Consider the following 12075-nt stretch of genomic DNA (forward strand, 5'->3'; position numbering starts at 1 on the left):
AACGTCGGGAAAGCACCGCCAAGGGTTTCAGGAAATTCGTAAACACAGTACAGTGCAGCGTAAGAAAATTACAAATTTAGCCTGGCATAAGCACCAGACTATCAACTGAGGAGAATGACATGGCGGTAACGCAAACGGCCCAGGCATGCGATCTGGTCATTTTCGGCGCGAAAGGTGACCTCGCGCGCCGTAAACTGTTGCCTTCCCTGTATCAGCTTGAAAAAGCTGGCCAGATTAACCCTGAAACCCGCATCATCGGCGTCGGTCGCGCTGATTGGGATAAAGACGCTTACACCAAAGTTGTGCGTGAAGCGTTAGAAACCTTCATGAAAGAGAAAATCGACGAAGGTTTATGGGATACCCTGAGCGGTCGTCTGGACTTCTGTAATCTTGATGTCAACGATACCAGCGGTTTTACGCGTCTGGGCGATATGCTGGATCAGGAAAACCGCGTCACCATTAACTACTTCGCGATGCCGCCAAGCACGTTCGGCGCTATCTGCAAAGGCCTGGGCGAAGCGAAGCTGAATGCCAAGCCCGCGCGGGTGGTGATGGAAAAACCGCTCGGTACCTCGCTGGAAACCTCCCGGGAAATTAATGACCAGGTGGGCGAGTATTTCGAAGAGTGCCAGGTTTACCGCATCGACCATTATCTGGGTAAAGAGACGGTACTGAACCTGCTGGCGCTGCGCTTTGCTAACTCCCTGTTTGTGAATAACTGGGACTGCCGCACCATTGACCACGTTGAAATCACCGTGGCGGAAGAAGTGGGTATTGAAGGCCGCTGGGGTTATTTCGATCAAGCCGGGCAGATGCGCGACATGATCCAGAACCATTTGCTGCAGATCCTGTGCATGATCGCCATGTCGCCGCCGTCGGATCTGACTGCCGACAGCATCCGCGATGAAAAAGTGAAAGTGCTGAAATCGCTGCGCCGTATCGATCGCTCGAACGTGCGTGAGAAAACCGTCCGCGGTCAGTACACCGCCGGGTTCGCGCAAGGTAAAAAAGTACCGGGCTATCTGGAAGAAGAGGGCGCTAACAAATCCAGCAACACGGAGACCTTCGTAGCCATTCGCGTGGATATCGATAACTGGCGTTGGGCTGGGGTGCCGTTCTACCTGCGTACCGGTAAACGCCTGCCGACGAAATGCTCCGAAGTGGTGGTGTACTTCAAAACTCCGGAATTGAACCTGTTCAAAGAGACCTGGCAGGAGCTGCCGCAGAATAAATTGACCATTCGTCTGCAGCCGGATGAAGGTGTGGATATTCAGGTGCTTAACAAAGTTCCAGGCCTCGATCACAAGCATAATCTGCAGATCACCAAGCTGGATCTGAGCTACTCCGAAACCTTCAATCAGACGCACTTAGCGGATGCCTATGAACGCCTGCTGCTGGAAACCATGCGCGGTATTCAGGCGCTGTTCGTGCGTCGCGATGAAGTGGAAGAAGCGTGGAAGTGGGTTGACTCCATTACCGGCGCATGGGCGGCCGACGGCGATGCGCCGAAGCCTTACCAGGCTGGTACCTGGGGACCGGTGGCGTCGGTGGCGATGATCACCCGCGATGGCCGTTCCTGGAACGAATTCGAGTAAGACTAGCGTTAATCCGGGAGAGTTATTTTACCGGTAACATGATCTGGCGCAGTCTGGCGCATAATTTTTAATCTTTTAAGCCCCGGGAGGATTCACCCCCGGGGCTTTTTTTATTACACTGCCTGTAGACATTTTGCCCCTGAGCCCCAGTGGTGGTGCCATTTACACCATTTTTCGTCGTCATCGCGCGGTGGCCGGACAGATAAATTTTGAGGAGCCTCTATGAATTCGACAATGTTACGGGTAACAAATCGCATTATCGAACGGTCACGCGAAACCCGCTCAGCCTACCTCGCACGAATTAATCAAGCCAAAAGCGATACCGTCCATCGTTCGCAGTTGGCCTGCGGTAACCTGGCGCACGGTTTTGCCGCCTGTCAGGCAGATGATAAAGCGTCGCTGAAGAGCATGTTGCGCAACAACATCGCTATTATCACCTCCTATAACGATATGTTGTCCGCTCACCAGCCTTATGAACATTATCCGGATATCATCCGTAAAGCCTTGCACTCCGCCAATGCGGTAGGGCAAGTGGCTGGTGGCGTGCCGGCAATGTGTGACGGCGTGACGCAGGGCCAGGATGGCATGGAGCTGTCGCTGCTGAGCCGCGAAGTGATTGCCATGTCTGCCGCCATCGGTCTGTCGCACAATATGTTCGACGGCGCGTTGTATCTTGGCGTATGCGATAAAATTGTTCCCGGTCTGACCATGGCGGCGCTTTCCTTCGGCCATCTGCCGTCGGTGTTTATTCCGTCCGGCCCGATGGCCAGCGGCCTGCCGAATAAAGAAAAAGTGCGCATTCGTCAGCTGTACGCCGAAGGTAAAGTTGACCGTATGGCGCTGCTTGAATCCGAAGCTGCCTCTTATCATGCCCCGGGCACCTGTACCTTCTACGGTACCGCCAACACCAACCAGATGGTGGTTGAGTTTATGGGCATGCAGCTGCCAGGTTCCTCGTTTGTTCATCCGGACGCCCCGTTGCGCGAAGCGCTGACCAGCGCCGCAGCTCGTCAGGTGACGCGCATGACCGGCAACGGCAATGAGTGGATGCCGCTGGGTAAAATGATTGACGAAAAAGTGGTGGTCAACGGTATCGTTGCGCTGCTGGCGACCGGCGGCTCCACCAACCATACGATGCACCTGGTGGCGATGGCGCGCGCGGCGGGCATTATCATTAACTGGGATGATTTCTCCGATCTTTCTGATGTGGTGCCGCTGCTGGCGCGTCTGTATCCAAACGGTCCGGCGGACATTAACCACTTCCAGGCGGCAGGCGGCGTGCCGGTACTGGTGCGCGAGCTGCTGAAAGGCGGATTGCTGCATGAAGATGTCAATACCGTCGCCGGCTTCGGCTTGTCGCGTTACACCATGGAACCCTGGCTGAATAACGGTGAGCTGGACTGGCGTGAAGGGGCGACCGCGCCGCTTGACGATCAGGTCATCGCTACCTTCGAGAAACCATTCTCCCGCCATGGCGGTACCAAAGTGCTGAGCGGTAACCTCGGTCGTGCGGTCATGAAGACCTCCGCGGTGCCGGTTGAGAACCAGATTATCGAAGCGCCAGCGGTCGTCTTTGAGAGCCAGCACGACGTACTGCCGGCGTTTGAAGCGGGGCTGCTGGATAAAGATTGCGTAGTCGTTGTACGCCATCAGGGGCCGAAAGCGAACGGCATGCCAGAATTACATAAACTTATGCCGCCACTTGGTGTATTATTGGACCGCCGTTTCAAAATTGCGCTGGTCACCGATGGCCGACTTTCCGGCGCATCAGGCAAGGTACCGTCAGCCATCCATGTTACTCCTGAAGCCTACGATGGCGGGCTGCTGGCGAAAGTGCGCGATGGCGACATGATTCGCGTTAACGGGCAGACCGGCGAGTTGACCCTGCTGGTAGATGAAGCTGAACTGGCCGCACGCCAGCCGCATATTCCGGACCTGAGCAGCTCGCGGGTCGGAACCGGCCGCGAGATGTTCGGCGCGCTGCGTGAGAAGCTCTCCGGAGCCGAGCAGGGCGCAACCTGCATTACTTTTTAAGACGATTCGATTTGTAGATTTGGCGAGAGAAAACTCTGATGAAAAACTGGAAAACAACTGCAGAAGCAATCCTGACTAACGGCCCGGTCGTACCGGTTATCGTGGTGAAAAAGCTGGAACACGCGGTGCCGATGGCGAAAGCGCTGGTTGCCGGTGGTGTACGCGTTCTGGAAGTTACGCTGCGCACCGAATGCGCGCTGGAAGCTATCCGCGCTATCGCCAAAGAAGTGCCGGAGGCGATTGTCGGCGCCGGTACCGTGACCAACGTTGAGCAGCTGAAAGCCGTTACTGAAGCAGGCGCGCAGTTCGCTATCAGCCCGGGCCTGACCGAATCCCTGCTGAAAGCGGCGACCGGCGAAGGCACCATCCCGCTGATCCCGGGTATTAGCACCGTATCCGAGCTGATGCTGGGCATGCAGTATGGCCTGAAAGAGTTCAAATTCTTCCCGGCGGAAGCGAACGGTGGCGTGAAAGCGTTGCAGGCGATTGCCGGTCCATTCGGCCACATTCGTTTTTGCCCGACCGGCGGCATCTCTCCGGCGAATTACCGCGACTATCTGGCGCTGAACAGCGTGCTGTGCATCGGCGGCTCCTGGCTGGTTCCGGCCGACGCGCTGGAAAACGGCGACTACGATCGCATCACCAAACTGGCCCGCGAAGCGGTAGAAGGCGCGAAATAATTTCTGCGCCTGTAATGACAGAAGCCCGGCACGCGTGAGCGACCGGGCTTTTTTTATCCCTTCACAACGACCGCGGCGGCAGCGGTTTTGGCGCGGCCGATGGCTTCATCGACGTTGTCAGCAACCGCCAGGGTTATGCCCAGGCGACGCGCGCCGGCGATTTCCGGTTTACCGAACAGACGCAACTGCAGACCCGCGCCGACGGCGGCCTGTAGATTGCTAAAGGTCACGTTCTCACTGGTTAGCTGCGGTAAAATCACCGCCGATGCCGCTGGGCCATACTGGCGGATGGCGCCGATCGGCAGGCCGAGGAAGGCGCGAACGTGCAGGGCGAATTCCGAAAGATCCTGCGAGATCAGAGTGACCATACCGGTATCGTGCGGGCGAGGGGAGACTTCGCTGAAGATTACTTCATCGCCGCAAACGAACAATTCAACGCCGAACAGTCCATATCCACCCAGCGCCAGCACCACTTTGCGGGCGATCTCATGCGCGCGTTGCAGCGCGAGATCGCTCATCTGCTGCGGCTGCCAGGATTCACGGTAGTCGCCATCTTCCTGTCGATGACCTACCGGGGCGCAAAAGTGGACGCCGTCGACGGCGCTGACGGTGAGCAGCGTAATTTCAAAATCAAAATTTACCACCCCTTCGACGATGACGCGTCCGGCGCCTGCGCGCCCGCCTTGTTGGGCGTATTGCCAGGCGGCGCTGAGCTGGTCAGCCGAGCGGATAAAGCTCTGGCCTTTACCGGAGGAGCTCATCACCGGCTTAACGATACAAGGCAAACCAACTTCGTCGACGGCAGCGCGGAATCCCTCTTCACTGTCGGCAAAACGATAGGCAGAGGTGGGAATTTGCAGCTCTTCGGCCGCGAGGCGGCGAATGCCTTCGCGATTCATGGTGAGTTTTGCGGCTCTCGCCGTCGGCACTACTTTTTGCCCGGCCTGCTCCAGCTCAACAAGCGTGTCGGTGGCAATGGCTTCGATCTCCGGCACGATATAATCCGGCTTTTCTAAGGCGATCAGTTCACGCAGCGCGTCGCCGTGCAGCATATTGATGACGTGCGAACGATGGGCCACCTGCATCGCCGGCGCATCGGGATAGCGGTCGACGGCGATGGTTTCAATACCCAACCGCTGGCACTCAATGGCGACTTCTTTTCCGAGCTCGCCGGAACCTAACAACATTACCTTCGTGGCCGCGGGGCGCAGCGCGGTGCCTAATAAAGTCATAACCTACTCTCAGCGTAAACAGAACATGGCGCGCATTATAAACGAAAACGTTTGCGTCTGTCTTTACACGCGTAAGTTGAGAACAGCGGCGAAATTTGATATGCTGTATATAAATACAGTATAAAGAGGCTGCACAATGGCGGTTGAAATCAAATACGTCGTGATCCGTGAAGGTGAGGAAAAAATGTCTTTTGCCAGCAAAAAAGAGGCCGATGCTTACGACAAAATGCTCGATTTGGCAGAGGTGCTCAATGACTGGCTGGTCACGTGCCCGCTGGAATTGGATGAAGCTCAGCGTGACAATATGTCGATGTGGCTGGCCGAGCGCAAAGACGCCTTACACCACATTCTGAAGTCAGGGAAATTGCCGGAAGCAGAAGAGCATGCTGAGGCGGCGGCAGAAATGCCGGAGTCTGCGCCTACAGAGGATGAAGCTCAGCCTGGTGCCGCCGAAGAAGGCGCCGCGAAAAAGCCGCGCAAAGCAAAGGCCGCCTGATAACCGGCGAAGCGAAATTTTCGCATCTTTAGCCAGTCATAACATTTCCTGACGTCTCGTCGTTTAGGCTGATGGCATTGCATCTCGCGCTATGAGGAATGTTATGGCTAACTGGCTTAATCAACTCCAGTCCCTGCTGGGCCAGCAGGGCAATCCCGTCTCCGCTGAAAAATCTTCATCCGCTAAAAACCTGCTGCCCGGCGCCTTGGGCGGCCTTGCTGGCTTGTTGGTCGCCAGCAAATCATCGCGTAAGCTGCTGGCGAAATATGGCACCGGCGCGCTGCTGGTTGGCGGTGGCGCGGTGGCCGGCAGCGTGCTGTGGAATAAGTATCAGCAAAAAATGCGCGGCCAGCAGGCAGATATCGCGACACAGACATCAACAGCGTCTACCCAGGAACCGGTTGTGCTCGATGCGCGCAGCGAGCGGCTGATTACCGCGTTAGTCTTCGCCGCCAAAAGCGACGGTCATATTGACGAGCGTGAACGTCAGCATATAGAAGAGCAGTTGCGAGCGGCGAACATCGACGTGCAGGGCCGGGTGTTGATCGACAGGGTTTTAACCCAGCCGCTCGACCCGCAACGGCTGGCGCAAAGCGTGCGCGATGGGCAAGAAGCGCTGGAAATTTACTACCTCAGCTGCGCGGTAATTGATATCGACCATTTTATGGAGCGCAGCTACCTGGATGCGCTCGGTGACGCGCTTAAACTGCCTGAAGATGTCCGCGAAGAGATAGAACGCGATGTTCAGGCGCAAAAGCAGGCGCTTGATTCTTAAAAGAGAGCGTTCCGCTTGCATCGCTGGCCACTTTTGCCACCCTTATAGACACGACATCGTTCAGGGCGCACGATGCCCTGAGTGATTTTGTGATTCCATAATAAGACGCAGAAGAATAACGCATGCTACCGAAAGCTAAACGGATCCCCCACGCCATGACGCTACATGGCGACACTCGCATCGATAATTACTACTGGCTGCGCGATGACGAACGCGCGCGCCCGGAAGTGCTGGACTATCTCCATCAGGAAAATGACTACGGTAAAAAGGTGATGGACTCGCAAAGCAGCCTGCAGGAGCGGGTGCTGAAGGAAATCATCGATCGCATTCCGCAGCGGGAGGTCTCCGCTCCCTATAGCAAAAATGGCTACCGCTATCGCCAGGTTTATGAACCGGGCTGTGAATATGCGATCTACCAACGTCAGTCAGTGCTCAAAGAAGAGTGGGATGAATGGGAGATTTTGCTTGATGCCAACCAACGGGCGGCGAAAAGCGAATTTTACACCCTCGGCGGATTAGGCGTCGCGCCGAACAACCAACTGATGGCGGTGGCGGAAGATTACCTTTCACGACGTCAGTATGGCTTACGTTTTAAGGATCTGAGCAGCGGCGAATGGTCGGCGGAGATCCTGGAAAACGTCACGCCAGGATTCGCCTGGAGCAATGACTCGCGCTTCTTGTGGTACGTGCGCAAACACCCGACGACGCTGCTGCCGTATCAGGTCTGGCGACATGCCGTTGGTACCACCGCAGATAACGATGTCCTGGTCTACGAAGAGAAAGACGACACGTTTTATGTCAGCGTGCATAAGACCACCTCCCAGCAGTTTGTGGTGATTTACCTTGCCAGCGCCACTACCAGCGAAGTGTTATTACTTAACCCGGAGCTTCCCGATGCGGAGCCGGTGTGTTTTTTGCCACGACGCAAGGATCATGAATATAGCCTCGATCATTATCAGCACGCGTTTTATCTGCGTTCTAATCGCGATGGCAAAAACTTCGGGCTTTACCGCACCGTGCTCCGCGACGAAGACCAGTGGCAGACGCTGATCCCGGCGCGTCCCGATGTGATGCTCGAAGGTTTTACTCTATTCACCGACTGGCTGGTGGTCGAGGAGCGTCAGCGGGGCTTGACCAGCCTGCGGCAGATCAACCGTAAAACGCGGGAAGTGGTTGGCATTGCCTTTGACGATCCCGCTTACGTCACCTGGCTTGCCTATAATCCCGAACCGGAAACGTCAAGGCTGCGCTACGGTTATTCATCGATGACCACCCCGGATACGCTATTTGAGCTGGATATGGATACCGGCGAGCGGCGGGTTATCAAGCAACAGGAAGTGCAGGGCTTTGACGCCGCCTGTTATCGCAGCGAACACCTGTGGGTGAAAGCGCGTGACGGCGTGGAGGTGGCGGTATCGCTGGTTTATCACCGCGAACACTTTCGCAAAGGGGCCAACCCGTTACTGGTGTACGGCTATGGCTCTTACGGTGCCAGCATGGACGCTGATTTTAGCGCCAGCCGTTTGAGCCTGCTGGATCGAGGTTTTGTCTTTGCAATAGCCCATATTCGCGGCGGCGGCGAACTTGGACAGCAGTGGTATGAAGACGGCAAATTCCTCAACAAGAAGAATACCTTTAACGATTATCTGGACGTCTGCGATGCGCTGCTGGCGCAGGGATATGGCGACCCTAAATTATGTTATGGCATGGGCGGCAGCGCCGGCGGCATGTTGATGGGCGTGGCGATTAACCAACGACCGGATTTGTTCCACGGTGTGGTGGCGCAGGTGCCGTTTGTTGACGTACTGACCACCATGCTCGACGAATCTATTCCGCTCACGACCGGTGAGTTTGAGGAGTGGGGGAATCCGCAGGACGAAACCTATTATCACTATATGAAGAGCTATAGCCCCTATGATGGCGTCTCAGCCCAGGCTTATCCGCATATGTTAGTGACCACCGGGCTGCATGATTCGCAGGTGCAATATTGGGAGCCCGCGAAGTGGGTGGCGAAGCTACGCGAGCTGAAAACCGACGACAATCTGCTGCTGTTATGTACCGATATGGATTCCGGACATGGCGGTAAGTCGGGACGGTTTAAAAGCTACGAGGGCGTGGCATTGGAGTACGCCTTTTTAATCGCCCTCGCGCAAGGGACTTTGCCCGGCAAGGTGGAAGTGTAGCGTTATTCGCCGAGATAGTGTTTGAGGGTCAGACGCAGTTCCGGGCTCATCCGGTCCAGGTTATTGAACAGCCAACGTAAATAGCCTGGATCGTTTTCCGCTACTTCCGACACCGCTTTGCCGCGATATTTGCCGAAGGTAAAGGTAGTCAGCAGCGCCGGGCGGCCGGTTATGTCGGCCATTTCATCCGGCGACCAGCCGGAAACCTGCATGATATCCAACAGTAGGGCGGCGGTGATATAGCAGTCGTACAGCGCGCGGTGGTGATGCAAACCCGGCGGGGTGGCTACGCTCAGCTTGCGCGACTTATACAACCCCATATTGCTGTACTTAATCCCCGGCCACAGGCGGCGCGCCAGCTTCATAGTACAAATCCACTCGCCGTTCATTTCCGGTAATACCCGGCGATCAAAGCTGGCGTTATGGGCGACATACCATGGGCTGCCCTGGTAGTGCGGCACGATTTCTTCAATCCAGGGCTTATCGGCCACCATCTCTTCAGTGATGCGATGGATTGCCATTGCCTGCGGGCTGATTGGGCGGTCAGGGCGCACCAGATGACTCATGGGATTGGTTATCCGGCCGTCGATGATATCGACGGAGGCAATTTCAACAATGCCGCCCTGCAAACCGCAGGTTTCGGTATCGATTACGCGCAGCATGGCTTACTCCTCGCCAAAAAACCCAGCGTAATAGAATGTGCGGCGGTTGCCAATGGGGGGATCCTCAAGGAATGAGCAATCATTTCGCTTTCGGTTCATACGGCAGGCGGGAAAGTGACACGGATGCCAGACGGTGCGCGATCAATCGTTCACGAAACCAGTCGCGCAGGTGAGCCGGTTGCTCTCGCTCGACGAGATCGGCAACGACGGGGATATTGTAGCGTTCTTTAAAGGCGACGCCGGCCGCTGCGAGGTCAACGTTGACCTTGTCCATTTCATCTTGCGAAATTTTTGCCAGATTATTTGCCATCAGTACCTCCTTCATTACGGCGCAAAAGTTACTAAGCGTGACGCTGAAAGGCAAGTCCCGGATGCTTAGCTCGACTCTGCTATTATACAGGGTTATTCTCTGTCCAACATACATAACAAAAAGGAATGATGTTTATGCGAACCATCGCCGGACGCGCGCTAAGTGCCGCCGTATTTCTCAGCGCTATGTTAACCACCGCCAGCGCTTTTGCTCATGCTCATCTGCAACAACAAATCCCGGCGGCCGATTCGACGGTCTCCGTTTCGCCGCAGGCGCTCACGTTAACGTTTAGTGAAGGCGTCGAGCTCTCCTTCAGCGGCGTGACCCTCAGCGGCCCGCAGAATAAACCTGTCGCTACCGGCAAACTGGCCCGCAGCGACGGTAATAAAGCGCAATTAACGCTGCCGCTGAATGAACCGCTGGCGGCGGGCGAGTACACCGTAGAGTGGCATGTGGTCTCCGTTGACGGCCATAAGACCAAAGGGCAATACCACTTCAGCGTGAAGTAATCCATGCTGTCGGGAGTGTATGTCGGCCTGCGGTTTGTCCACTTCATCTCATTGATGACGGCCTTCGGTTGCGCGCTGTACGGCGCATGGTGGGCGCCAGTCTCGCTGCGTCGCCTGTTGATGCAGCGTTTTTATCCACTGCTGCGCTACCTGCTAATGATTAGCGCTATTTCAGCTACCTTGATGCTGATGGCGCAAGGCGGGTTGATGGGCGATGGCTGGAATGATGTCTGGCAACCCACAATCTGGCGCGCTGTTATCGGGACGCAGTTTGGCGGCGTTTGGCTGTGGCAGGTGGTGCTGGCGTGGATTGCGCTGGCGGTCGCGTGGATCAAACCCCGTCGCCCGGCGCGTCTATTGTTACTGCTATTTTGCGCGCAGCTGTTGTTGATGGCTGGCGTGGGGCATGCGGCGATGCATGATGGTTGGGTTGGCGCATTACAGCGCACCAATCACGCGTTACATCTGTTTTGCGTCTCGGCGTGGGCCGGCGGGCTGTTGCCATTTGTCTACTGCCTGCGACTGGCGCGCGGGCGCTGGCGTCAGGTAGCGATAACCGCCATGATGCGTTTTTCACGCTATGGGCATCTGGCCGTGGCTGGCGCGATTGCCAGCGGGATTGGCAATACGCTGTTGATACAGGGACAACTGATTGGCGACTCACCGTGGGGAACGGTGTTGTTGTTCAAATGTGCGTTGGTCGCCGGGATGGTAGCAATTGCGCTGGTGAACAGGTATGTTCTGGTACCGCGAATGTCAGGTAACGGCTCGTGGGCGGAACGAACTATTTTACGCACTACACAGCTGGAAATGGCGCTTGCCGCGCTGGCGATACTTGCCGTCAGCCTGTTCGCGACCTGGCAACCTAATTGAATTAACTGGCTAAATGATGAAAAAAATCGTTCTGACAATGTTGTTACTGGCAAGCTCAGGCGCCGCGCTGGCGGCGCCGCAGGTGATTACCGTGAGCCGTTTTGAAGTGGGTAAGGACAACTGGGCGTTCACCCGTGAAGAAGTGATGTTAACCTGCCGTCCGGGGAATGCGCTGTACGCCATTAACCCGAGCACCCTGGTGCAGTATCCGCTGAATGATGTCGCCGAGCAGGAAGTGAAGGCCGGCAAGACCAGCGCTCAGCCGATTTCTGTCATCCAGGCCGACGACCCGCAGCATCCGGGACAAAAAATGAGCCTGGCGCCATTTATCGAACGTGCGCAAAAGCTCTGCTGATAATTACCTATATCACTTTGTTTTAAAGATAAAAAAACCGCCGGCGTCCAGTAAGAAAACGCGGCGGTTTTTGTTGGCGCAACGGATTTTGTCAGCAATTTTTCAACCGCTTTTGTCGTGGACTGGAAAACCTGTCACAGTCAACTATTCTTATAAGGCAAGGCGACTTAGCCTGCATTAATGCCAACTTTTAGCGCACGGCTCTCTCCCAAGAGCCATTTCCCTGGACCGAATACAGGAATCGTGTTCGGTCTCTTTTTATCTATTATTCAGCGAGTTATACACATCCATTGTTAATGCTCATACGGCTGAACGCTGAGCTTTTTCCCTTATATCACAACAAAGTTATTCTTAACATTCCCTTTACAAAA

The 12075-nt window shown here is 55.6% G+C and carries 12 protein-coding genes; 9 read left to right on the forward strand and 3 right to left on the reverse strand.

All coding sequences use genetic code 11. The features are described from left to right. Nucleotides 1-119 precede the first annotated feature (119 nt). The 3 genes from zwf to ABLU86_RS03800 all read left to right on the forward strand — a co-directional run bounded on the left by zwf (nt 120) and on the right by ABLU86_RS03800 (nt 4309). Entirely contained in the window at nt 120-1595 is a 1476-nt protein-coding gene (zwf, locus tag ABLU86_RS03790; RefSeq protein ID WP_015365999.1) for a glucose-6-phosphate dehydrogenase, read from the forward strand. A 222-nt stretch (nt 1596-1817) separates the two neighbouring features. Then, nucleotides 1818-3629 (forward strand): phosphogluconate dehydratase, encoded by a 1812-nt coding sequence (edd, locus tag ABLU86_RS03795; protein ID WP_015366000.1) that lies wholly within the window; start codon nt 1818-1820, stop codon nt 3627-3629. A 38-nt stretch (nt 3630-3667) separates the two neighbouring features. Continuing rightward, nucleotides 3668-4309, forward strand: coding sequence for a bifunctional 4-hydroxy-2-oxoglutarate aldolase/2-dehydro-3-deoxy-phosphogluconate aldolase (locus ABLU86_RS03800; RefSeq protein ID WP_015366001.1), 642 nt, complete (start codon nt 3668-3670; stop codon nt 4307-4309). 53 nt (nt 4310-4362) lie between these two features. Here ABLU86_RS03800 and purT read toward each other — a convergent pair whose 3' ends face one another. Continuing rightward, on the reverse strand, nt 4363-5541 hold the full coding sequence (gene purT, locus ABLU86_RS03805; RefSeq protein WP_046883143.1) for a formate-dependent phosphoribosylglycinamide formyltransferase: 1179 nt from the start codon (nt 5539-5541) through the stop codon (nt 4363-4365). A 136-nt stretch (nt 5542-5677) separates the two neighbouring features. Between purT and ABLU86_RS03810 the strand changes: the two genes are divergently transcribed. The 3 genes from ABLU86_RS03810 (at nt 5678) to ptrB (ending at nt 8995) form a co-directional block, all read left to right on the forward strand. Beyond that, nucleotides 5678-6037: a YebG family protein gene (locus ABLU86_RS03810; protein WP_015705951.1), complete on the forward strand. Its 360-nt coding sequence runs from the start codon at nt 5678-5680 to the stop codon at nt 6035-6037. Between the two features lie 103 nt (nt 6038-6140). Then, nucleotides 6141-6812 carry a DUF533 domain-containing protein gene (locus tag ABLU86_RS03815; protein WP_015705950.1) on the forward strand — a complete coding sequence of 224 codons (672 nt, stop codon included), beginning with the start codon at nt 6141-6143 and terminating at the stop codon, nt 6810-6812. A gap of 122 nt (nt 6813-6934) precedes the next feature. Beyond that, entirely contained in the window at nt 6935-8995 is a 2061-nt protein-coding gene (ptrB, locus tag ABLU86_RS03820; protein ID WP_047040802.1) for an oligopeptidase B, read from the forward strand. 2 nt (nt 8996-8997) lie between these two features. Here ptrB and exoX read toward each other — a convergent pair whose 3' ends face one another. Together exoX and ABLU86_RS03830 are read right to left on the reverse strand one after the other, a co-directional pair. Continuing rightward, a complete protein-coding gene (exoX, locus tag ABLU86_RS03825) occupies nt 8998-9657 on the reverse strand; it encodes an exodeoxyribonuclease X (RefSeq protein WP_015366006.1) in 660 nt (219 codons plus the stop codon). A gap of 79 nt (nt 9658-9736) precedes the next feature. Then, nucleotides 9737-9967, reverse strand: coding sequence for a DNA polymerase III subunit theta (locus ABLU86_RS03830; protein ID WP_348795939.1), 231 nt, complete (start codon nt 9965-9967; stop codon nt 9737-9739). A gap of 134 nt (nt 9968-10101) precedes the next feature. On the opposite strand from ABLU86_RS03830, the gene yobA reads away from it, so the two are divergent. Genes yobA through ABLU86_RS03845 form a run of 3 tightly spaced genes read left to right on the forward strand, consistent with a single transcriptional unit; the run spans nt 10102 to nt 11704 of the window. Beyond that, nucleotides 10102-10476: a CopC domain-containing protein YobA gene (gene yobA / locus ABLU86_RS03835; protein ID WP_042893410.1), complete on the forward strand. Its 375-nt coding sequence runs from the start codon at nt 10102-10104 to the stop codon at nt 10474-10476. Between the two features lie 3 nt (nt 10477-10479). After that, nucleotides 10480-11349 (forward strand): copper homeostasis membrane protein CopD, encoded by an 870-nt coding sequence (gene copD / locus ABLU86_RS03840; protein WP_032708610.1) that lies wholly within the window; start codon nt 10480-10482, stop codon nt 11347-11349. 13 nt (nt 11350-11362) lie between these two features. Continuing rightward, on the forward strand, nt 11363-11704 hold the full coding sequence (locus ABLU86_RS03845) for a YebY family protein (protein WP_015705946.1): 342 nt from the start codon (nt 11363-11365) through the stop codon (nt 11702-11704). Nucleotides 11705-12075: the final 371 nt, after the last annotated feature.

This window comes from Klebsiella sp. JN_Kp121 (assembly GCF_040062145.1).
Taxonomy (GTDB): Bacteria; Pseudomonadota; Gammaproteobacteria; order Enterobacterales; family Enterobacteriaceae; genus Klebsiella; species Klebsiella aerogenes.